Origin of the sequence: Niabella sp. (assembly GCF_030150205.1) — a bacterium.
Classification (GTDB): Bacteria; Bacteroidota; Bacteroidia; order Chitinophagales; family Chitinophagaceae; genus Niabella.
This window is the reverse complement of record NZ_JASLGT010000025.1, coordinates 64,423-87,107: the sequence shown is the minus strand read 5'-3', so window position 1 is coordinate 87,107 and position 22,685 is coordinate 64,423. Positions and strand designations below refer to the sequence as shown.

Here is a 22,685-nt window from a genome sequence, read left to right as displayed (position 1 = left end):
TAATATCTTCGCCGCTCATTTTACAACATATGGAGTCTCCGTTTTTAAATATGCATTCAGCCAAAATTTTTGCCGGTACGGCATCGCGCCAGTTAGCAGAAGAAATTTGCCAGCGTTATGGCTGCCAGTTGGGGCAGATTCATACACAACGCTTTAGTGATGGAGAGATTTACGTGAACTTTTTAGAAAGTGTTCGTGGTGATTATGTATTTCTGGTACAGAGTACCTATGCTCCTTCAGATAACCTGATGGAATTGCTGCTGATGATCGATGCCGCCAAACGCGCATCGGCTTACAAAGTGATCGTGGTAATGCCCTATTATGGATATGCCCGGCAGGATCGTAAGGACCGGCCACGGGTTGCCATTGGCAGTAAATTGGTTGCCAATATGTTAACCGCAGCAGGGGCCGACAGGATCATTACGATGGACCTGCATGCGCCCCAGATCCAGGGCTATTTTGATATTCCGGTGGATCATTTGGACAGCCATGCAGTTTTTATTCCATATGTAGAGCAATTACAGTTGGAAAACCTTACCTTTGCAGCCCCTGATGTAGGAGCAACCAACCGGATACGGGAAATTGCCTCCTATTTTAACGCTGAAATGGTGATTTGCGATAAGCACCGGAAGCGGGCAAATGAAATTGCCAGCATGCGGGTGATTGGGGAGGTAGAAGGCCGGAATGTGGTGATTATTGACGATATCTGTGATACCGGAGGTACCCTGGCCAAAAGTGCAGGACTGCTGATGGAAAAAGGAGCGAAGAGTGTAAGGGCAATGATCACGCATCCCATTTTGAGCGGTAAGGCATACGAAAATATTGAGAACAGCGTGTTGGATGAACTGGTAGTGTGTAACACCATTCCGCTTCATAAAACAACCCCGAAGATCCGGGTTATTTCCGTAGCCGACTTATTTGCCATCGCAATTAAGCACGCTTTCGAAAACAAGAGTATTACAAGTTTATTTGTACACTCTAATTTAAGGACATCCAATCCATAGTAAATTAAAACAATATCATAAAATGAAAACAATTACAATCGAAGGACAACTGAGGACCGAGTTTGGCAAAAGAGCCACCCGCCAGATCCGCTCTCAGGACGCAGTGCCTGCTGTAATTTACGGGGGTGCTAAAGAAGTTAATTTCAGTGCACCGGCTGCAGCATTTAAAGGCCTGGTGTATACGCCCAACTTTCAGCTGGCTGAAGTGAAACTGGATGGTGCTACTTACAGATGTATTTTGAAAGATCTGCAATTTGACAAAGTTTCTGATGCTCTGATCCACGTAGACCTTTTGGAACTTATTGAGGACAAAAAAGTAGTAGCAACAATTCCGTTGAAATTCACCGGAAGCGCAAAAGGGGTTAAAGACGGTGGTCGTTTTGTATCCAAGATCAAATCGCTGAAAGTAAAAGCCCTTCCTAAAGACCTGAAGGAAGTGATTGAAGTGCCTATTGACCAACTGGAAATTAACGGTAATATCCGGGTAGAAGATGTAAAAGCAGAAAACATAGAGATTCTGAACTCCCCGCGTATTCCCATCGCTTCTATCGTAATGACAAGACAGCTGAAACAGGAAGAAGCCGCAGCAGCTAAAAAATAATATTTTTTAACAAAGCATAAAAAAGCCTGCATCAAATTGATGTAGGTTTTTTTATTTTTAATATTTTTGATAAACGGGATGAAATATTTATTAACAGGTTTAGGAAACATCGGAAATGAATATGCGCATACCCGGCATAATATTGGTTTTGATATCATCGCTGCATTTGTTCACAAACATGGCGGGGAGTTTAGAAACGACCGATTGGCGTATGTAGCAGAAGTGAAGATAAAAGGCCGTACCGGTATTTGCATTTGTCCAACTACCTACATGAATTTAAGTGGTAAGGCGCTTAAGTTTTGGCTGGATAAAGAAAAAATTCCGCTGGAACGTTCTTTAACAGTGCTGGATGATTTGGCATTGCCTTTATCTAAGATGCGGATAAAGCCCGCAGGAAGCGATGGCGGACATAACGGGTTGAGAAGTATTCAGGCGTTGTTAAATACAACAGCGTATCCTAAATTGCGATTTGGCATCGGCAATACATTTCCGAAAGGTATGCAGGCCGAATTTGTGCTGGGAAAATGGAAAAAAGAAGAAGAGCCATTGGTGAAATTGAAGATCGAAAAAGCGGTAGCGGCCATAGAAGTATTCCTATTTCAGGGCATTGAAGCTGCTATGAACGAAATAAATAGCAAAGAATTTACGTTGTAAAAGACAGATTTAAATCCTACTGTATTATGAAAATTATTTGTATCGGGCGAAATTATGCGGCGCATGCCAGGGAGCTGGGAAATGAAATTCCGGAAGAGCCGGTGGTATTTTTAAAGCCCAAAAGTGCGCTGTTAAGGCCACACCTTCCTTTTTATTATCCCGAATTTACCAACGAGTTGCATTATGAATGCGAACTGGTGATCCGGGTATCGAAGAACGGCCGGTATATTAACAAACGCTATGCAAACCAATACTACGATGCCATTACCCTGGGCATTGATTTTACAGCACGTGATCTGCAGAATGAACTAAAAAAGAAAGGACTGCCCTGGGAAAAAGCAAAGGCCTGGGACAATTCCGCCGTGATCGGCAAATGGAAACCTGTTAACGATTTTGAAAATACTAAAAACATCAACTTCGGACTTTATAAGAATGAAGAGCTGGTACAACACGGCAATTCTGCAAAAATGATTCATAGCTTCGAATCCATTTTAGCACACGTTTCTAAATATTTTACACTCAATATCGGCGATATTATTTTTACCGGTACACCGGAGGGCGTGGGAGAGATCGTAACCGGTGATGTACTGGAAGGGATCCTGGAAGACGAGAGCGTATTCCAGCTCACGATTGAATAAAAAGCGCATTTTTTTTGATGTGAAAGAATAGAACGCTATTTTTGCAACGAAGATTCAAAAAACTTTGAAGCAGCGGAACAAGATACAGCGTTTAATGGGTTGGGTATTGCTGGTGATATTCATGATCAGCATTACCCCCAAAATCTATCTTCACGACGCTTTCGCACATCATAAAGATCAGCAGTTTAGCAGTACCGGTAAACCGGAAAAAACCATCCGGACCTTTGAATACAATTGTGGATTTGTAACAATTGATGGATTTACGCCTTTTTTAGAGGCGGAAGTGTTTACGGGCGCCATTACAGCAGCCCCGGAAAGTATTTATCCCGTTAAACCCGTTGCCGGCCTCCGGTATCGCTTCTCAGCACAAACTACATTAAGAGGACCTCCCGCTATCATTTAATAATACGTATGCTTCCTTAAAGGAAGAACACCGGTATTTTGGTTTTAAAAGACCACATTTTTCCATTTATTAAATATAGTGATGCAAAAAAAAATATTGGGACTTGTTGTCCTTCAATGGTTCGTTTTTATGATGGGCTATGCCGCCCCGGTTATCAAAAAAGATATAGCACCGGCGGGATCGCTTAAAGGTGTAGTAACAGACGATGCCACAGGCCAGCCATTGCCGGAGGCCACCATTTCATTTCCCGATTTAAAAATAGATGTTACCGCCGGTAAAGACGGTGTTTATGCAATCCGTTCTTTACCGAACGGGCGGTATACCGTTTCCGTATCTTTTATAGGGTACCGGTCGTTTGTGGGCACAGTAGTGATCAATGGCCCAACAGTGCTCGATTTTAAACTGAAATTATCGGTGGTTGAAAATGACGCCGTGGTGGTTACCGGCGTGTCGGCCTCTACACAGCTTAAACATACACCCACCCATATTTCCGTTTTATCGCAAAAAGATTTGCAGCAATCTTCCGGAACAGGATTGCTGGATGCGGTGGCAAAAGTACCCGGGGTAGCCATTATTACTACCGGACCGGCAATTGCAAAGCCTTCTATCCGGGGGCTTGGTTATAACCGGGTGGTTACGCTAAACGATGGCATGCGCCAGGAAGGGCAGCAGTGGGGCGATGAACACGGTATCGAAGTAGATGAGTACAGTGCACAAAAAATCGAGATCCTCCGGGGACCGGCTTCCCTGATGTATGGCAGCGACGCCATCGGAGGTGTGCTGAACATACAAACCAATATCCCCGTTCCGGATAATACCATTAAAGCCAACCTTTCCGGAAGCCTCAACAACAATAATAATATGCAGGGCGGCTACGCCAATGTGGCTGGAAACATCAACGGGTTTAACTGGAATGCGTATGGAAGCATTAAAAGTGCGGGTGACTACAAAAACAAATACGACGGAAACGTGCTCAACAGCCGCTTTAATGAAAAGAATGTGGGCGGTTACCTGGGCCTGAACAAACACTGGGGGTATACCCACCTGGTTTTTTCAAACTTTGATCAGCACCTGGGACTGGTGGAAGGCGAACGTGATGACGAAGGGCACTTTGTACTGGACGGATATGATGCCGGAAGTAAGCAATTGACGGAAGGTAAAAGTCCGCTGATTCCCAATCAACGGATCCGGCATTTGAAGATTGCGCTGGACAATAATTTTACGTTCGACAACGGAAGCCGCATTACGGCCCTGGTAGGCTTTCAGCGTAATCAGCGGCAGGAATTCGGGGAGATCGAAAGTCCCACGGTTCCGCAGGCCTATTTTGATTTAAAGACCATCAATTATGCAGCGGCCTACCACTGGCCCGTTATGAATGGCTGGAAAACATCATTTGGTCTTAATGGTATGCGGCAGCAAAATGAGAACCGTGCGGAGGAAGCGCTGATCCCGGATTACCAGCTGTTTGATATCGGGGTTTATGGATATACCACGAAAACCATTCAAAACACCACCCTGAGCGGCGGCCTGCGGTATGATCATCGTACAATAGATAGTAAACTTACAATGGAAGATGGTGAGGAAAAGTTTCAGCCGTTTACAAAAAAGCTATCCAGTTTTTCCGGTAGCATCGGACTGGCGCAGGATCTGAGTGAGCAGGTAACCCTGAAAGCAAATATAGGCAAAGGGTTTCGCGCACCCAATATGGCGGAGCTGGCCGCAAACGGTGTGCATGAAGGTACCTTCCGGTATGAGATGGGTGACCAGAACCTGAAAAGCGAAGATGCCTATGCATTTGATCTGGGGCTGGATGTAAATACCCAACACGTTTCCCTCAATATTTCACCCTATTTAAACCTGATCAACAACTATATTTATTATCAGAAACTGCTCACCGGTTCGGGAAGCGATTCGGTAATGGATGGTGTTACGGCTTATAAGTTTACACAACAAAATGCCCGTTTGTACGGACTGGAAGCCACGCTGGACATACACCCGCACCCGTTGGATTGGCTGCATTTTGAAAATACCTTTAGCTGGACAAGGGGCCTGTTTACCAAAGCAGTGGATGGTTCCGATAACCTGCCGCTGATTGCACCCCTGCGGCTGCTGACGGAGCTGCGGGCAGAGTTTCCAACACAATTAAAATCCCTTCGCAATTTTTATGCAAAAGTGGAGATGGACAATGTAGGGGCCCAGGATCATTTCTTTTCCGGTTACAATACCGAAACGGCCACGCCGGGTTACACCCTTTTTAACGCCGGGCTGGGAAGCGATATATATTGGGGCGGAGAAAAAAGAGCCACCCTTGTACTGGCAGTGAACAATATCGGTGATGTGGCCTATCAGCAGCACCTGAGCCGGTTAAAATATGCTCCGGAAAATCCTGTAACCGGGCGTACGGGTGTATTCAATATGGGCCGGAATTTTACGGCCCGGCTGATCCTGCCGTTTTCCTGGAAAGTTAAATAGGCGATCTGTAGTTATATTTGTTGCAGCAATATAATCTGCAATAAATAATGATAACGCAATTTTTATTTTCAGCCGTTCTTTTACTTTCAGTTGCGGCAGTGGAGGCGCAGGAACAAAAGCCATTTCGTGCCTATGACCCGGCTGCCAATGCACAGGTGGGGATCGGGAAGGCGGTAGCGCAGGCAAAAAGGGAAAACAAACATGTGCTGGTACAAATAGGCGGCAACTGGTGCATCTGGTGCGCAAGGTTTGATCAATTTACAAAAACGGATCCAACCGCCGATTCCATCCTGAAACGATCCTATGTAGTGTATCATCTGAATTACAGCAAAGAGAATAAGAACCTGCCCGTTCTGGCAACATATGGTTATCCGCAGCGCTTTGGCTTCCCGGTGTTCCTGGTACTGGATAAAGAGGGCAAACGGATCCATACGCAGAACTCCGCATACCTGGAAGATGGGAAGGGATATAGCACAGAAAAAGTGTCGGACTTCTTAACCAACTGGACACCGGATGCGCTAAAACCCGAAAAATATAAGGAGTGAATTTCCGGACCTAAATCTGTTGTATGAATACCACTTCGTTTTTTAAGATCTTAAAACATCCTGTAAAATTCAGGATGTTTTTGTTGTCGAAACTGCCGTTGGCGTTGTTTGCAGGTTTACGCATCCGCGAGGTAAGCCCGCAGCGGTGTGTAGTTAGCATTCCGTATAAATGGATGAATAAAAATCCGTTTCGCTCTACCTATTTTGCGGCATTGGCAATGGCTGCAGAAATGAGCACCGGTGTACTGGCTATGGCGGCTGCTTCAGCGGGTCCTGTAAAAGTAGCCCTGCTGGTGGTAAAGCTGGAGGCAACGTTTTTTAAGAAGGCAACAGGCCATACGTTTTTTACCTGTGAAGATGGAGACGCGTTGCGTAAGACCGTTCAAAACGCCATTGATCAAAACCAGCCCCAACAGTTTACAGCAACTTCCACAGGTGTGAATGAAGCGGGCGTGCCGGTAGCTACCTTTCACATCACCTGGTCGTTCAAAGCCCGCACAGGTTAAAGAAATAATAAATGATCCCGGATGTGAAATTCTTTTTTTATCTTGTTGTATAAAAATCTTATCCAACAATAAAGTAAAAAATATGAAGATCGCTTTTCATGGTGCCGCACAAACAGTGACAGGGTCTAAACATCTCATTACCCTGAAGAATGGAAAAAAGGTATTATTGGATTGTGGAATGTACCAGGGGTTGGGCGACCAGACGGACGCGCTGAACCGGGACTTTGGTTTTATTAGCAGTGAGGTGGATGTAATGATCCTTTCCCATGCACATATCGATCATTCGGGATTGATCCCCCGCCTGGTAAAGCAAGGCTTTCATGGAACCATCTTCTGCACACCTGCCACAAAGGATCTTACGAATATTTTGCTGATGGACAGTGCGGAGATCCAGGAGAGCGATATGCGTTTTATGGAAAAGAAAAGACAGGGGATGGCCCCGGATCTGTTGCAACCGTTATATACCCTTGAGGATGCAAAGAAGGCAATGGAATTGTTTGAAACAAGAGAGTATGGTACCTGGTTTGAAGTAACAGATGGTGTAAAGGCGATGTTTACCGACGCCGGTCATATCATTGGCAGCGAATGCGTGAACCTCCGCATCCAGGAAGAAGGGAAAGAGACCCATATTACGTTTAGTGGCGACCTGGGGCGTTACCGGGATGTGATCCTGCGATCGCCGGAGGTATTTCCGCAGGCAGACTATATCATTATGGAATCTACCTATGGCAACAGCCTGCATGAAGATGTGAAGGATACCCCGGAGATGTTGCTGGAGTGGATTCAGAAAGTTTGCGTGGAGCGGAAAGGGAAACTCATTTTTCCAGCTTTCAGTGTGGGGCGTACACAGGAAATTTTGTATGCATTGAACCAGCTGGAGGCGGAAAACCGGCTTCCGAAAATTCCGTTTTATGTAGATAGCCCGCTAAGCATTGAAGCCACCGATGTGGTAAAACGGTTTCCCCAATACTTTAACCGGCAAATTCAAAATGTATTGAAGAATGACGATGATCCGTTTATGTTCCCCGGGTTAACGTATATAAAATCGGTGGATGAATCCAAGGCGCTGAACTTTAAGAATGGCCCGCTGGTTATTATTTCCGCAAGCGGGATGGCCGATGCCGGAAGGGTAAAGCACCATATCAGCAATAATATTGAAAACTCCCGCAACGCCATTGTAATGACCGGGTACTGCGAACCGCATTCATTGGGCGGACGGCTCCTTGGCGGTGCAAAAGAAGTGGGCATTTTTGGAGTGGAGCACCAGGTAAATGCTGAGATCGGGCAGATCCGGAGCATGAGTGCGCACGGCGATTATGAAGACATGAGCCAATGGCTGGCCTGTCAGAACCCCCAGGCAGTAAAACAATTATTCCTGGTACATGGCGAACCCGATGTACAGGTAGCGTTTAAGCAACGGTTGGTTAAAAAAGGATTTGTAGACGTGCTGATCCCCGAGCGGCATTTCGAGATAGGGTTGGGATAATTTGGAACATATACTGATTTGGAAGACAGCTTCTATGTGGATCGTTACAATAGACCCTGAAACAAGTTCAGGGTGACCGTAAGCGTATTTTGTCATCGCCTCGTTGATGTTGTGCTCACAAATAAAGAACTGCCAATGACAGATTGTATGATGCGTTGGTGATCCAATCACGTTCCTTTCTTTTCTCTTTCCACTTTTTCTTGACAAAAAGTGGAGCAAAAGTCAAGGCCAAAAGATTGCTCCGCCTTTTGGCCGGCCACGCACTGCACACCCGGATCGAAAAGCAGCTTTACTCCTTTTCTGAAAGGGTTGGTTAAAGCGCTTGCTGCCTGCTTATTGTACAACACTTACTGCGCTGCTTTTTTACGACCAGGATCTCTTTTTGAAAAAAGATCCGCTGCGGATCTTGCTAATTGCAGTAGATACTATTCCGTTCCGGAGTCATTATAGATAGAATCTACCCGATGAAAGTGAAACAATAATAGGAATGTGTTCTTTCTTAGAAGGTAGTCCGCCGGGCAGTGAAAAGGGAAATCAAGCGGAATGGCGGCGGCGGACAGCGTGGGCACGTGTGTGGCCCGTCGCCAAAGCCTGAAGCGCCGGTTTCCCTGGTCCCGCCTCTTGGTGAAGAACAGACTGGCGGGATTCACCTCCTGGCGGACAAGATTTTTGCTCCACTTTTCATCGACTGGAAAAGTGGAAAGAGAAAGAAGCACGAACTTGAAATATTCCGATTTTTCGGAAACAGTTGTCATCTCCTCGTTGATTAGGCTCACCTATCAAAAACTCAGAGTGACATCACGTTATAAACGGCTTTTTGAGACGGTGTCTTTCAGTAAAGAAATAGACCTCTTGATGTGTTTAGCTTTGCTGCACCGCTTCTTTTAATTTTTGCAACACGCCGGTCTGCAGCATTTTTTCCGCTACATAAATCATATTGCAAAAAGCAGTGGCTTTTGAAATACCGTGCCCGATGATGACCGGCTTCTCAATGCCGAGCACCGGCGTACCGCCATAGATCTCAAAATTGAAACGATCTAAATAAGCATTGGTTAGTCCTTCTGTCTTTGAAATATCGTAGATCGATTCTGCCAGTTTCAGGATGATGTTACCCGTAAATCCATCGCAAACCATTACGTCTGCCTTTTCATTAAAGGTATCCCGCCCTTCAATATTGCCAATAAAATTGATGGCATTGTTGGCCTTAAGCAGGGGATAGGCACCCTGGGTTAAAAGATTGCCTTTGCCTTCTTCTTCTCCAACATTTACCAGCCCAACCTTTGGGTTTTCAATTTCCAGGATATGCCGGGCATAAACAGAACCAAGGGTTGCAAACTGGTTCAGCTGTTCCGGCTTACAATCGGCGTTTAATCCTACATCCAGGATCAGGCCCGTGCGACCGCCCTGTTTGGGAATGATGGAGGAGATCACCGGGCGAAGGATTCCTTCAATGGTTTTGAGATTGAACAATGCACCCACCAGCATGGCACCGGTATTGCCGGCGCTGATAAAGGCATCCGTTTTACCCTGTGCCAGGTATTGAAACCCGGTGGAAATGGAGGAGTGGGGTTTTTCTTTTAAGGCCTTCGTAGGATGTTCCTGCATATCGATGACCTGTGTGGTAGGAACGATCCGGATATTGCCGGTTGGAATCGCTTCCGCTGCGATGATTTCGTTCAATGCGGCCTCATCGCCAAACAGGGTAAGTTGTACTGCTCCGCTTTTGTTTTCGGAAAGATATTTTTTAATCCCACGCAAAGCCTCAAGCGGAGCAAAATCTCCACCCATTGTATCAATACCAATATTCATCATATACGGACTAAAATTAAAAATTCCAAATGCATTACCAACCAAAGGTCGTCAATGAATTTGGAATGAACAAGTTAAGTAAACGGTACTTAACGTTTTTTTTAAGCTTTTGAAGGTGCTTTTTCAGCAACAACTTTTCCTTTGTAAATCAGTTTCCCTTCATTTACATAAGCGCGGTGGCGTACATGCGTTTCGCCGGTAGCCGCATCTGTGGTTAAGGTAGTAGAAGTTGCTTTATAGTGAGTCCTGCGTTTTGCGCTTCTTTGCTGGCTGTGCCTGCGTTTAGGATTTGGCATAACTAATGAAATTAAATAGTTCTAAATTATTATTTCTTCTTTTTACACAACTAATTGTCCAGGTCCCTGAATTTTTCCAGATCCTTCCAAAGCGGATTGCTGTCCTTTTTGGATTTAACTTCAGCTTCCAGTTTATTCAGCATTTTCAACGCTTCAGGATTACATTGAGGCCCGTCAGCATTATCAAAACCACAGGTCTTGTACATCGGTATGCTTAGATTTATGAACTCATAAATCCAGTTCTCCAGGTTCAGATGACTTTCGCCCCGGCCGATATAATATACGTCGGGGTCTTCTTCCTGGTCATTCATCACTTCGGGGTCTTCCACCATTTTCACAGTGATAACGAATTCATCCCAAAGGTCCATGGAGATCGTGTTGTTGCAGCGGTCGCAAACCACATCGAGTTTGCCGCCTATCTCAAACTTCAGCATCATAAAGCTGCTTTTTTTATCAAGCGAAAGCTTTATCTGTGCTTTACAATTTGTAAAGTCCTGCTGTTGAAATGCCTCAAAGAACCTGTCTGTTATTTCATAGTTGAACTCATGAACTCCCGGTTTTAAACCCACAAAGGCGATATCATACTCTCTTCGGTAAGCCATGGCTCAACTCCTTCCTGTATTTAGGGATGCAAAGGTATGCAAATAATCTGAAACTGCCTAATCGGCAGTGGACAAGTTTTAAAAAATCGATGGAACCTGTATTGTTTTTTAAAACTTACAGGATCATGTTGCCGGCTACGGGAAGATGCCCAGCTCGGCGTAAGTGGTGGCTACTTTGTTGATTGCCACTACATAAGCCGCTGTACGCATATCCGGTATTTCGGGATTATTCCGCCATTCTTCCATAATTTCACGGGTGGCGCCAATCATGGTTTCTTCCAATCCGCTGTATACAAGATCTACTTCATCGGCTCCGTGCATGATCATTTTACGGTTTTTTTCTGCCACTTTTTTACCGGAAAGATGTTCCAGCTCCTCCAGGATGGTGGTATTTACGTTTTCGGTAAATCTTTTTTCCAGGCGGCCGTACCGTACATGACTAAGATTTTTGAGCCACTCAAAATAAGAAACGGTAACACCGCCGGCATTCAGATACATATCCGGTACTACCAGTACATTGTTTTGTAAAAAGATTTCATCTGCTTCCGGTGTTAACGGCCCATTGGCAGCTTCACCGATGATCTTTGCTTTGATGCGGGGGGCATTATTTTTATCAATCACATTTTCAAGTGCGGCAGGAATCAGGATATCGCATTCCAGTTCCAGGGTTTCCAGCGAGCGGCTATGATTGGTAGCCCCGGCAAAGTCAAGGATCGATCCGGTACGCTTCCGGTGCTGGAAAACTTCTTCTATATCCAGGCCCTTTTCATTACTGATACCACCTTCATATTCGGCAATACCTACAACCAGTGCGCCGGCTTCCTGGAAAAATTTAGCGGTATGATATCCCACATTTCCAAGACCCTGTACAATTACTTTTTTACCGGCTACTCCTGTTGCCAATCCAAGTTTTTCCATTTCCTCCGGCATATTGCAAACTTCCCGGATGCCGAAAAATACGCCCAGCCCGGTAGCTTCCCTGCGCCCTCTTACACCACCCTGGCTTACCGGTTTCCCGGTAACGCAACCGGCCGCATCAATCTCCTGCGGGTTCATGGCGCTGTAAGTATCCACGATCCAGGCCATTTCCCGTTCACCCGTACCATAGTCGGGGGCGGGCACATCTGTTGCCGGACCAATAAAGTTTTTCTTGATGAGTTCGGATGTATACCGGCGGGTAATTTTTTCCAGTTCGTAGGGGGTATAGTTCTTGGGATCGATCTTGATACCGCCTTTACCACCGCCAAAAGGTACATTCACAATGGCGCATTTGTAAGTCATCAATGCAGCCAGTGCCATTACCTCATCCTGGGTTACCTGCATGGAAAAGCGGATCCCTCCCTTGCAGGGTGTTTTATGATGTGAATGTTGTACACGATAAGCCTCGATCACTTCAATGGATCCGTTTTCACGTTTAATCGGAAAACGCATCCGGTATACCGAATTGCAGGCACTGATCTGCTCCAGCAATCCTTTATCCCATTTGGTGAATTTGGAGGCCCGGTGAAAGCTTTTTTCTACGGCTTCAAAAAAGTTGTACTGAACTTCAGACATAATTGTATATTTTCAAATTAGCAATGTATATAATCGTTGCGGAGGCCGTTCCGGCTTATTCCCCGGGTTCCCGCTCCAGCTTTTTCAGCTTTTTTTCTACCCGGAACATATAAATAAAGATTCCCAGGAGGATCACCAGCAATACGGCAATAACCACATAAATTCTTCCACTGCTTCTCATAAGAGATTCTTCAGCCGGTTGCGCCATGGCCAGGCCGGGCAGCGCCAGCATCAGCATAAAGATGAAGAAACGGGTAATAGATTTTTTCATTTTTTCAAAAGCGATTTTTCTTTCAGTAAATTGATCCGGATCTTTAATGTGGCGATCCATACGCCCAGTAAGGCCCAGCCGATAAAGGCGGGGTATTCTACCATACGCATCTGCGGACTTACATCTTTAAAATTTAAAGCAGGGTTGCCTTCCTGTCCGGGATGCAGGCTGGGGAGTAATCTTGGGATGATAAAAATGGTAGGGAAAAGCATGGCAAAGGCAAAAACATTATATACAGCACTTACCCTTGCCCGTTTGTCCAGGTCGTTTATAGAGTCTCTTAAGATCAGGTAGGCAAAATAAATCAGCAGTGCCACCGCAGTTCCGATCAGCTTGGGCTCCCGCGCTACTGCGCTGAACGACTGGAAGGCCGGGTTGTTCGGATCGGCCCAGGTATAGCTTGCCCAGATGGCACCGGTGGCATAGCCCAGGAGACCGAAGAAAATGCCCACCGTAGCATAATTTTTTGCGGCGATATCGTATTTCAGGTTCATGGTGCGCAGGTACCGGATCGAATGCACCAGCGAACAGATAAAGAGCACCATCATTGCAGCCCACATACCCACATGGTAAAACAGGTTACGACTGGTTTCTCCAAGAATCGGGAGGTTGGGAACTTTAATAAGCAGTCCGGCTACAAGCGCGTATACCAACAGGATGATACAGAGGATTTTCCACCACGTTTTATACATATTCAAGTCTTAACAGTACACCTTAGTATTCTACAAAACACAAAAGTAAGTGTAAAGTTGTTTATTCAACCAAATTTGCAAATTGCGTAACAAAAACCGGCTTCTTATAGAAATTAAGTAAGGCCCGGATTGCCTTCTGTGGGTTTTGATCAATAAAGAACAGAATGTTTGCCGGAACGCGTATTGCAAAAAGGGTTATTTCCAGTGGTTGTATGCCCGGCACCTGCGCTCTTAATCCCTCCATAAAAAGGGGAAAAGGATCACGGAAAGAAGGGCCACCAATATATCCAGCGCTACCAGCAGTGCGATATCATTCCACAGGATAGTCAGCTCCGGGTTAAATGCTGCATTGGTAATTTTCATCAGCAGCATCAGCTGTGGCACAATGATCGGAAATCCCAGGATCGCCATAATAGCCGCGTTTTGCTGCGCCTTTGCCGCGATAGCCGCCAAAAACGTAAAGACCATGCTCAGGCTCCATCCCCCCAGTAATACCAGGCCGGTAAAAGCAGGGATCTTTTGAACCGGGTTTCCAAGCAGTGCAAAGAAGAGGAGCAGGCTGATCAGCGACATCAGCAGCATCAATACTGAATTGAACAGTAGTTTGGCCAGTACAAAATGAACAGGAGAGGCGATCGAATAAAAATAAAGCATCCTTCCCCGGCTTTCCTGCAAAAAGCTTTTGGCCACCGCATTGATACAGATAAATAGCTGGATCACCCAGAAAAGGCCATTCCAGATATTTCCCTCCGGTTCATCAATCACGAGAAAGAGTACAAAAACAGTTGCTGCTATATATAATAGAATTCCATAAAAGCTATACTGTTGTCTTATTTCCAACAGAATATCTTTTTTTATTAAAGTTGTGATTGAATGCGGCATGACTTAAAATGTTAGAAGCTTCAGATCCTTAACCTTTTTAAAATCAGCATCATTGGTAACCAGGACCAACTTTTTTTCATCTGCACACGCCGCTATAACAGCATCCGGAAGTTTGAGGCCGTTTACAATTTTAAAGGATCCTATAACTTCTAACAGCCTGGGTTCTGCGGGCATATTTATAATTTCAACGCGATCCAAAAATGTTCTGAATAGTATTTTGTCGTTGTTGGAGAGCTGGGAAAAGGAGAAAAATTCTATGATTGAAATCACCGAAATACCTACCCAATCTGCATTCTCAAGTGTGTTTTCCAGGAAATCATTTCCTTTAAGGAGCCCGATAACAGCATTGGTGTCTAACAGATAGCTATTCCCATTCATCGCGGAGTTTCTTTTGCTCATCTAAAGCATTTCCATCCCATTCCAACTGTCCGGCTAAATCAGCAAAGTGATATTTTTTCTCAGTTTTGGCAAGGGAGTCATTATCCAGCGGCAATACAATGATCTCCAGTTTCCTGTTTTCGTACTCTTTCGGTAAAACAATGGAAAGCGGATTTGATGAATTTTCAACTATTTTTCTGACGGCATCCATATTGCAAAGATAAAAAAATCAACTCCAATTGCCCCGGTTATTTGCATTTAAACTTTATCAAAATAACATTTGCGGCATCGGGGCTCATAGGCATCCGTGGCGCCCAGCATGATCTGCTCATCATCCGGAATTTTACGATAGGAGTAATTGGCGATGTTGCCGCATTTTACGCAAATAGCATGCAGTTTGGTAATATAATCAGCCTTTGCCAGCAAAAAAGGCATCTGCCCGAAGGGTTTTCCGGTAAAATCCATATCCAAACCCGCTACAATGACCCGTATGCCGTGGTAGGCCAGGCGATCGCAAACATCGGGGAGCTCCGGATCAAAGAACTGTGCCTCATCAATTCCAATTACATCTGCACCCTGGCCCAGCAGCAGGATCTTTTGGGAATTATCGACGGGTGTAGACAAAATCGCATTGGTATCATGCGAAACGATGCGCTCCTCATCATAACGGGTATCCAACGCCGGTTTAAAAATTTCAACGTTCAGGTTGGCAAATTTTACACGCTTTAATCTCCGGATCAATTCCTCTGTTTTACCGCTAAACATGGAGCCACAAATGACTTCGATCCACCCGCGCCGGTCTCCTGTAAGATTCGGTTCAATAAACATCTGCTGTTTTTATTGGTACTAAAACAATTTTTGGAGTGTTATTTGTATATTGCTATAGTTACATTGTGTCCATAATTGTTCAAAAGTAGGATAATGCAGCGAATAGAAGCACTGATCGAAAAATTAAGAACCCAATTTAATAACAAGGTAGATTTATCTCAATTACTGATCACCACCCAGATGATTCAGAAGGAGATCAGCGGGGCTATGAAGGAAACCGCGGTTTTAGGGAGCAGTAATGTAGCGGTTTTTTTACCCAATACACCACCGGTTGCCCAGGGATTGATTATTAAAGACCGGAATGGTTTGGAAAGGGAATATTTTCAGTTAGACAGTTTGAATGAGGAAGAAGCAGACGAGGAAGAACTGCGGTTGTTGCAATTGCAGCATGAAGCGGGTATGTATGCCGAACCAGCAGAATCTGCCTCTTCTGAAAAAACAGATAAAGCCTCTAACGGGTTAAAAAACAGTTTATTTGACCCTCTGATTGAGGTTCCGACCCTTTTTCAGCAAATTCAATACGGAGCCCCCAATAAGCGTGCTAAAGCGGGGAGCGGCACCAGCGCTGTGTCCCAGCCTGATACGGCTTCGCCCCAGTTGATCGACAATCTTTCCATTGATATTTCAGACACCGATAAAGAGCGTTTTGTAAAAAACCTTTTCCGTGGGGATGAAATCATGTATAACCGTAGTATTAAAACGATCAACAATTTTGATACATTGGATGAGGCGGAATACTGGGTAAAACGCGAGCTAAAAACCAAGCTTGGGTGGACCAGTAACCGTGATGTGGAATATTTCGACCGGCTGATCTATCGCAGGTTTTCGCGGATATAATCCGATATGATTTGCGTAGCACCCGTATTTTCGGCTACAAACCGGCCCGCTGATATGCCTGATTGTTGCAGGAGCGAGGTGTTTTCTTTAAATGTATCGATAGATTTTATTAATTGGTTTTCAGTGATGTAACTAATAGCACCTTTATTTTTTATAAGGGCCTTTGCTTCTGCAAATTTTTCATAGTTAGGGCCAAAAAGTACTGGCTTGGAAAATACGGCCGCTTCCAGGGTATTGTGGATCCCCGACTTGTTGAACCCGCCTCCGATATAGGTAATGGTTGCGTAATGATAGAGCCGGGAAAGCATCCCGATATTATCGATGATCAGTACAGCGCTTTTTAAAAGTGGTGCATCTTTGAGCTGTGAAAACAGCAATGCCTCCGGAAACCGGGTAAATATTTCATTGATGTGCTCTTTATTAATTTCGTGAGGAGCAATTATTAAGCAGGTATTGCTGGTTTTTAATTTTATGTAGGCTGCCAGGTTTTTTTCATCCTCGGGCCAGGTGCTTCCGGCTACGATCACAAAGGGCTGCGGTTGCCGGTTCAGGAAGGTTTCTATGGCCGGAATGGGAGTGAAACCAGATGCGATCTGCACAACGCGGTCGAACCGGGTATCACCGGCTACGGTAATGGTTGCAGCGGGGATCACGGTACTCAACCGGTCTTTGCTTTCGCTGTCCTGAACAAAAATATGCGTAAAACACCGGAGCATTTTCCGGTGGAAGCCCCCATAGGATTTGAAGAAAATGGCATTGGGCCTAAACAGTGCGGAGATCAGCAGGGTGGGGGCTGCTGCTTTTTTCAGTTCATGAAGCAGGTGGTACCAGTATTCATATTTCACAAATATTGCCAGGGCGGGTTTTACGATCCGCACGAACTGCCGGGCATTGGAAGGCGTGTCAAGCGGAAGGTAAAAAACCCAATTAGCATGTTCATAGTTTTTCCGGATCTCGTATCCGGAAGGTGAAAAAAAGGTAAGCAGTACCTTGTGGCCCGGATATTCCTTTTTAAGCGTTTCCAGGATGGTGCGTCCCTGCTCAAATTCTCCAAGGGAGGCGCAGTGCATCCAGATGACCGGAGCGGTGTTGCCTTCGAGCGCCTGTTTCAGCCGGTGAAGCATGTCTTTTCTGCCGGAGATCCACAGCCGCGCCTTTTTGTTAAAAAAGGAAGCAATAAAGATCGCGGCCCGGTAGGCATATAAAAAAAGCAGGTAAAATAATCGTGACACTTGTTGTTTTTTACAAATGTAGTAAGGGAATGTGAAGCAGCGTAAACCGAACGGCAATACTGCGTTGGTTTGCTGTAAATTTAGTTACATTTGCAGCCCAATTAAAGATGTATATATGAGACCGTTATATATGGTTGATACGCATTCTCAGTATCATAAGATCAAACCTCAGATAGATAAAGCTGTATTGGATGTAATGGAAAGCACGGCCTTTATCAACGGAAAGGCGGTAAAAGAATTTTCCGACAACCTGTCTGGTTATTTAGGTGCAAAACATGTGATCCCCTGTGCCAATGGTACCGATGCCTTACAGATTGCGCTGATGGCGCTGGGGTTGCAACCGGGTGATGAAGTGATCACTCCTTCCTTTACCTATATTGCCACCACGGAAGTGATTGCCTTGCTGCGGCTGACGCCCGTTTTTGTGGAGGTGGATGCCAAAACATTTTGTATCGATCCGGCCGCCATTGAAAAGGCCATCACTCCAAAAACAAAAGCCATTGTTCCGGTACATTTATATGGACAGTCTGCAGATATGGAAGCCATTCTGAAGATCGCCGGAAAATACAACCTGGCCGTGGTAGAGGATAATGCACAGGCCATCGGCTGCGATTTTCATTTCTCAGACGGAACTTCAAAAAAAACAGGCACCATCGGGCATATCGGTTGTACCTCTTTTTATCCCAGTAAGAACCTGGGCGCCTTTGGCGATGGCGGCGCACTGTGTACCAATGATGATGCATTGGCAGAAAAACTGCGCATGATTGCTAATCACGGACAGAAGGAACGCTATTATCATGAAGTGGTGGGTTGTAACAGCCGGCTCGACAGCATCCAGGCAGCGATCCTGAATGTAAAGCTGGCCTATCTGGATGATTATTGCAAAGCAAGGCAGGAGGTGGCCGCTTATTATGACAGGGCCTTTGCCGCAACCGATAAAATTATCACACCGTTCAAAGCGGCCAATTCGGAACATGTGTATCATCAGTATACTATTATATTGGAAGGCGTAAACCGGGATGCATTTAAAACGCAGCTGGATCAAAAAGGGGTTCCGTCCATGATCTATTATCCCGTGCCTGCACACAAACAAAAGATGTTTGAGCAATTTGGCGTAGGCGCACTGGAGCTGCCGCTGACCGCTTATTTAACGGAACGCGTTATTTCACTGCCGATTCATACGGAGATGGACGAAGAGCAGCTGAAATTTATTACGGACTCCGTGTTATCGATCATCTAAATCCAACCGGACTTATTTTTCTTACAATGACCATTACCCCCACGACTATTAAAGACCTCTTATTGTTTGAACCCCGTGTTTTTGTAGATACGAGGGGACATTTTTTCGAAGCATATAACCAGTCTGTTTTTGAACAGGCCGGTCTGCAACACGGGTTTATACAGGATAACCAGTCGCACTCGGTGTATGGGGTTATACGCGGACTGCATTACCAGCTAAATCCGAATGCTCAATGCAAGCTGGTGCGGGTACTTCACGGAGCGATCCTGGATGTGGCCGTTGATGTGCGGAAGCATTCGCCCACTTATGGTCATGCGTTTTCCGTGGAGTTATCTGCGGACAATAAAAAACAATTGCTGATCCCCCACGGATTTGCTCACGGGTTTTCTGTTTTAAGCGCCACCGCAACGGTACTTTATAAATGTGATGCCTTCTATCATAAAGAAAGCGAGGGCGGTATTATTTATAACGACCCGGACCTGGCTATTGACTGGCAGATACCGGAAGCGCAGCAGATCCTTTCAGAAAAAGACCGGGCGCTTCCATCGTTTAAAGCGTCGCTGAATAATTTTTAAGATGCACAAACCAGTTAAGGTTTTAGTAACCGGAGCAAACGGCCAGCTGGCCACCGAAATCAGGGAAATAGCCGCCGGCTATAGCGCCATAACCATTGATTTTGCCGATCGTAACCGGCTGCCGGTCACCGATGAGGATGCGATTCAACGATATTTCCAGGCAGTTCAGCCGGATTATTGCATTAACTGTGCTGCGTATACGGCGGTTGATAAGGCAGAAGAACCGGCGGAAGCCGCAATCGCTGAAAGCGTCAATGCTACGGCAGTGGGCTATCTGGCCAGGGCCTGCGCTGCGCATGGTACCAGATTCATTCATATTTCGACAGATTATGTTTTTGACGGAACTGCTTCCACGCCCTATAAGCCGGAAAGTGCCACAAACCCGCTCAGTGTTTATGGCGCTACCAAGTTAAAAGGGGAGCAGCTGGCGCACCGGTATACAGATGCGGTGGTTATCCGGACGGCCTGGGTATATTCTGCATTCGGAAAGAATTTTGTAAAAACAATGATGCGGCTGATGAACGAGCGGCCGGCCATCAGTGTGGTAAATGATCAGTTTGGAGCACCAACTTACGCCAGGGACCTGGCTCATGCTATTTTGGATATTATTGCCGCTTCTTCCTGGGTTCCGGGCACCTACCATTATACCAATGAAGGGGTGATCAGCTGGTATGACTTTGCCGTTGCGATAAAGGAAAATATACACAGTTCCTGTATCGTAAGTCCTATTCCTTCCGAAGCGTATCCCACACCCGCAAAACGGCCGGCCTATTCGGTTTTAGACACTACTTCGATAAAAGAGACCTATAAAGTACGTACACCCTACTGGGAGAGTAGTTTAACAGAATGTATCAAAATACTCGTCCAATGAAATTATTTTTCATAAAAGGTTGTTACTGTTAGTGTTTCTTAACCCGAATGCAACTTCTTTTCAATATTATGTAAATAAAGACCTGTTGGTTTCGTAACATTTGTTCACGTTTTTTGTTTATATAAATTTGCTGATCTTACCATTAAACAAAAATGTATGAAGCGGATCTTATTGGCCTTCCCTCTTTTTTTTCTCTTTTTATTGGCGACGGCGCAGGATAGCTCCAAAGTAGCGCTTTCTTACGGGCAACAGCAGACAGGCGAAAATGAAATCCGCTTAACCATTACGGCTTATGTAAAAGGAGCAGATGTAAAGCTGTTTGGTCTTCAGGCCCCTCAAAATAAAGACGTCTTTTCGATGGTTGTTTTCGATAGCACCGCAACGCCGTATTTGAAAGACAGTCTTGTTCAAAAAGGCAACCTGCTGCAGCAAACGGACTCCGTGCTGAATGCCCCTGTTTCGTTTTCAAAAGATTCCATACAATGGATACAGGTCATCAACCTGAAAAAGGGCGATAGTACTGTTATAAAGGGAACGGGTACCTATATGTATCAGGCCGAAGGTACTTTTACGCCTTTAGAGGCAGCGTTTAAGTTTTATGTAAAAAATGTAGAAGCACCGGATAGGGCGTCTGCAGGTACCGGTACTAAAAACGGAGACGGCGCAAACGCCAACCAATCATTGATCTGGATATTCCTGGCGGCCTTTGGCGGTGGATTGCTGGCATTACTTACGCCTTGTGTATATTCAATGATTCCTGTTACCGTAAGTTTCTTTACTAAACGGAGTAAAACCAAGGCCGAGGGAAGAAAAAATGCATTAATTTATTCGTCCTCCATCGTATTTATATTTACGTTCATTGGTTTTTTGATAACGCTCATTTGGGGGCCGGCAGCATTGAACAATATCTCTACAAACTGGATCTTCAACCTTGTTATATTTGTTTTGTTTTTAATGTTCGGGATCTCATTTTTGGGAGCTTTTGAGATTACACTTCCTTCTTCCTGGTCCAATAAGGCCGACGCAAAAGCCAATACATCCAGCTTTTTGGGAATATTTTTCATGGCCCTTGTACTGGTGATCGTTTCATTTAGTTGTACCGGTCCGATACTTGGGTTTCTGTTGCCCATGATTTTTAAAGGCGGCTATATCGGTCCGTTGGTCGGCTTCTTTGGTTTTTCGTTTGCTTTGGCCATCCCCTTTGCGTTATTTGCATTTTTCCCCTCCTGGTTAAATAGTTTAAGTAAACCCGGCGGATGGATGAATACAATTAAGGTTACACTGGGATTTGTGGAGCTGGCGCTTGCACTTAAATTTCTCTCTAACGCCGATCTGGCAAAAAACTGGAGGATCCTGGACCGGGAAATTTTTATTGTATTATGGGTAGTGATTTTCCTTTTATTGGGTTTATACCTGCTGGGTAAGCTGAAGTTCAAGCATGATGATGAGCTACCCAAGAATGATTTTGGGCTGCCTTATCTTACGGTAACAAGGCTGTCCTTTGCGATTGCATCTTTCTTTATGGTAATATATCTTATCCCGGGATTGTTTGGTGCGCCATTAAAAGGACTGGGCACATTTTTGCCACCGATGGGCACCCAGGATTTTAATGCCGATGATTTGCCTTCCGGAGTTGATTTAAAATCGCTGATAAGTCAGTCAGCAAAAACAGGGAATACCGCCCATTATACCGGCGGCTTACCCGAACCGGTGAAATATGCCGGGATCATGAAAAAAAATGAGCCGGATGTAGTCGTTAATAATGGACTTGTTACATATTTTGACTATAAAGAAGCGCTGGAAGTAGCACGTAAGCTGAAAAGGCCGCTGATGCTGGACTTTACAGGGATCAACTGTGTAAACTGCCGGAAAATGGAAGCCCAGGTATGGAGCGACCCGGAGGTGATGAAATTGTTGAAAGAAGAATTTGTAATCGCTTCTTTATTTGTGGATGTGCACAATGATGTTGATATACCTGAATCGGAACAATATCAGTCGAAAGAGCTTGGAAAAAAGATTGAAACGTTGGGCGAGCTGAACACCGATATACAGATATCGCGTTTCGGGTCAAATACACAGCCTTTCTACTTTTTCCTGGATGGAAAAGAAGAACGTTTGGTGCAAGATGGTTTCCCGTATGACCCGCTTCCTGATCTCAAAGGTCGCTTTAAAGCACACCTGGAAAAGGTGGTTGCGGAGTACAAAAAAAAGAAATCCTTAAAACCGGTTTAAAAATTTATCTGTATATTAACCGGGGCCGCAAGGCGATCTTGCGGGATAAGTGGTTGTAGCCTTAAGACAATGCGATC

Annotated in this window: 25 protein-coding genes; 14 read left to right on the top strand and 11 right to left on the bottom strand. The window is 45.1% G+C overall.

The features are described 5' to 3' along the window. The first annotated feature begins 50 nt into the window (after window positions 1–50). From Q1V85_RS19320 to Q1V85_RS19280, 9 genes are all read left to right on the top strand, one after another. Window positions 51–1,004 carry a ribose-phosphate pyrophosphokinase gene (locus Q1V85_RS19320; RefSeq protein WP_300602208.1) on the top strand — a complete coding sequence of 318 codons (954 nt, stop codon included), beginning with the start codon at window positions 51–53 and terminating at the stop codon, window positions 1,002–1,004. Window positions 1,005–1,026: 22 nt separating this feature from the next. Next, complete coding sequence (locus Q1V85_RS19315) at window positions 1,027–1,605, top strand: 50S ribosomal protein L25 (protein WP_300602207.1); 579 nt, start codon at window positions 1,027–1,029, stop codon at window positions 1,603–1,605. Window positions 1,606–1,683: 78 nt separating this feature from the next. Then, window positions 1,684–2,259 carry an aminoacyl-tRNA hydrolase gene (pth, locus tag Q1V85_RS19310; protein WP_300602206.1) on the top strand — a complete coding sequence of 192 codons (576 nt, stop codon included), beginning with the start codon at window positions 1,684–1,686 and terminating at the stop codon, window positions 2,257–2,259. Between the two features lie 26 nt (window positions 2,260–2,285). Further along, the gene (locus tag Q1V85_RS19305; protein WP_300602205.1) at window positions 2,286–2,897 is read left to right on the top strand and encodes a fumarylacetoacetate hydrolase family protein; all 612 of its coding nucleotides are present in this window, start codon (window positions 2,286–2,288) and stop codon (window positions 2,895–2,897) included. A 64-nt stretch (window positions 2,898–2,961) separates the two neighbouring features. Continuing rightward, the gene (locus tag Q1V85_RS19300; RefSeq protein WP_300602204.1) at window positions 2,962–3,300 is read left to right on the top strand and encodes a hypothetical protein; all 339 of its coding nucleotides are present in this window, start codon (window positions 2,962–2,964) and stop codon (window positions 3,298–3,300) included. A gap of 81 nt (window positions 3,301–3,381) precedes the next feature. Further along, on the top strand, window positions 3,382–5,772 hold the full coding sequence (locus Q1V85_RS19295; RefSeq protein WP_300602203.1) for a TonB-dependent receptor: 2,391 nt from the start codon (window positions 3,382–3,384) through the stop codon (window positions 5,770–5,772). A gap of 47 nt (window positions 5,773–5,819) precedes the next feature. Further along, window positions 5,820–6,317 (top strand): thioredoxin family protein, encoded by a 498-nt coding sequence (locus tag Q1V85_RS19290; protein ID WP_300602202.1) that lies wholly within the window; start codon window positions 5,820–5,822, stop codon window positions 6,315–6,317. 23 nt (window positions 6,318–6,340) lie between these two features. Next, the gene (locus Q1V85_RS19285) at window positions 6,341–6,823 is read left to right on the top strand and encodes a DUF4442 domain-containing protein (protein WP_300602201.1); all 483 of its coding nucleotides are present in this window, start codon (window positions 6,341–6,343) and stop codon (window positions 6,821–6,823) included. 82 nt (window positions 6,824–6,905) lie between these two features. Further along, the gene (locus tag Q1V85_RS19280) at window positions 6,906–8,309 is read left to right on the top strand and encodes an MBL fold metallo-hydrolase (protein WP_300602200.1); all 1,404 of its coding nucleotides are present in this window, start codon (window positions 6,906–6,908) and stop codon (window positions 8,307–8,309) included. Window positions 8,310–9,170: 861 nt separating this feature from the next. Here the strand turns inward: Q1V85_RS19280 and plsX are convergent. The 10 genes from plsX to Q1V85_RS19230 all read right to left on the bottom strand — a co-directional run bounded on the left by plsX (window position 9,171) and on the right by Q1V85_RS19230 (window position 15,621). Beyond that, window positions 9,171–10,121: a phosphate acyltransferase PlsX gene (gene plsX, locus Q1V85_RS19275; RefSeq protein ID WP_300602199.1), complete on the bottom strand. Its 951-nt coding sequence runs from the start codon at window positions 10,119–10,121 to the stop codon at window positions 9,171–9,173. A 98-nt stretch (window positions 10,122–10,219) separates the two neighbouring features. Beyond that, window positions 10,220–10,414 carry a 50S ribosomal protein L32 gene (gene rpmF / locus Q1V85_RS19270; RefSeq protein ID WP_231003212.1) on the bottom strand — a complete coding sequence of 65 codons (195 nt, stop codon included), beginning with the start codon at window positions 10,412–10,414 and terminating at the stop codon, window positions 10,220–10,222. 50 nt (window positions 10,415–10,464) lie between these two features. Next, window positions 10,465–11,016, bottom strand: coding sequence for a DUF177 domain-containing protein (locus Q1V85_RS19265; RefSeq protein WP_300602198.1), 552 nt, complete (start codon window positions 11,014–11,016; stop codon window positions 10,465–10,467). A 135-nt stretch (window positions 11,017–11,151) separates the two neighbouring features. Then, window positions 11,152–12,570: a Glu/Leu/Phe/Val dehydrogenase gene (locus tag Q1V85_RS19260; RefSeq protein ID WP_300602197.1), complete on the bottom strand. Its 1,419-nt coding sequence runs from the start codon at window positions 12,568–12,570 to the stop codon at window positions 11,152–11,154. Between the two features lie 55 nt (window positions 12,571–12,625). Next, window positions 12,626–12,841, bottom strand: coding sequence for a CcmD family protein (locus Q1V85_RS19255; RefSeq protein WP_300602196.1), 216 nt, complete (start codon window positions 12,839–12,841; stop codon window positions 12,626–12,628). Continuing rightward, the gene (gene ccsA, locus Q1V85_RS19250) at window positions 12,838–13,533 is read right to left on the bottom strand and encodes a cytochrome c biogenesis protein CcsA (RefSeq protein ID WP_300602195.1); all 696 of its coding nucleotides are present in this window, start codon (window positions 13,531–13,533) and stop codon (window positions 12,838–12,840) included. The genes Q1V85_RS19255 and ccsA overlap by 4 nt, the downstream gene beginning before the upstream one ends. Window positions 13,534–13,764: 231 nt before the next feature. Continuing rightward, a complete protein-coding gene (locus Q1V85_RS19245; RefSeq protein ID WP_300602194.1) occupies window positions 13,765–14,415 on the bottom strand; it encodes a heme exporter protein CcmB in 651 nt (216 codons plus the stop codon). Between the two features lie 3 nt (window positions 14,416–14,418). Further along, window positions 14,419–14,814, bottom strand: coding sequence for a PIN domain-containing protein (locus Q1V85_RS19240; RefSeq protein WP_300602193.1), 396 nt, complete (start codon window positions 14,812–14,814; stop codon window positions 14,419–14,421). Next, entirely contained in the window at window positions 14,780–15,004 is a 225-nt protein-coding gene (locus Q1V85_RS19235; protein ID WP_300602192.1) for a hypothetical protein, read from the bottom strand. The genes Q1V85_RS19240 and Q1V85_RS19235 overlap by 35 nt, the downstream gene beginning before the upstream one ends. Window positions 15,005–15,051: 47 nt before the next feature. Continuing rightward, on the bottom strand, window positions 15,052–15,621 hold the full coding sequence (locus Q1V85_RS19230; protein WP_300602191.1) for a thymidine kinase: 570 nt from the start codon (window positions 15,619–15,621) through the stop codon (window positions 15,052–15,054). Between the two features lie 93 nt (window positions 15,622–15,714). On the opposite strand from Q1V85_RS19230, the gene Q1V85_RS19225 reads away from it, so the two are divergent. Further along, the gene (locus Q1V85_RS19225) at window positions 15,715–16,458 is read left to right on the top strand and encodes a hypothetical protein (protein WP_300602190.1); all 744 of its coding nucleotides are present in this window, start codon (window positions 15,715–15,717) and stop codon (window positions 16,456–16,458) included. On the opposite strand, the gene Q1V85_RS19220 is transcribed toward Q1V85_RS19225, so the two are convergent. Beyond that, on the bottom strand, window positions 16,434–17,690 hold the full coding sequence (locus Q1V85_RS19220; protein ID WP_300602189.1) for a glycosyltransferase N-terminal domain-containing protein: 1,257 nt from the start codon (window positions 17,688–17,690) through the stop codon (window positions 16,434–16,436). The genes Q1V85_RS19225 and Q1V85_RS19220 overlap by 25 nt on opposite strands. 115 nt (window positions 17,691–17,805) lie before the next feature. On the opposite strand from Q1V85_RS19220, the gene Q1V85_RS19215 reads away from it, so the two are divergent. The 4 genes from Q1V85_RS19215 (at window position 17,806) to Q1V85_RS19200 (ending at window position 22,608) form a co-directional block, all read left to right on the top strand. Beyond that, window positions 17,806–18,930, top strand: a complete 1,125-nt coding sequence (locus Q1V85_RS19215; RefSeq protein WP_300602188.1) for a DegT/DnrJ/EryC1/StrS family aminotransferase — start codon at window positions 17,806–17,808, stop codon at window positions 18,928–18,930. A 26-nt stretch (window positions 18,931–18,956) separates the two neighbouring features. Beyond that, entirely contained in the window at window positions 18,957–19,505 is a 549-nt protein-coding gene (rfbC, locus tag Q1V85_RS19210; protein ID WP_300602187.1) for a dTDP-4-dehydrorhamnose 3,5-epimerase, read from the top strand. A gap of 1 nt (window position 19,506) precedes the next feature. Continuing rightward, entirely contained in the window at window positions 19,507–20,376 is an 870-nt protein-coding gene (gene rfbD / locus Q1V85_RS19205; protein WP_300602186.1) for a dTDP-4-dehydrorhamnose reductase, read from the top strand. Window positions 20,377–20,532: 156 nt separating this feature from the next. Then, a complete protein-coding gene (locus Q1V85_RS19200) occupies window positions 20,533–22,608 on the top strand; it encodes a cytochrome c biogenesis protein CcdA (protein ID WP_300602185.1) in 2,076 nt (691 codons plus the stop codon). Window positions 22,609–22,685: the final 77 nt, after the last annotated feature.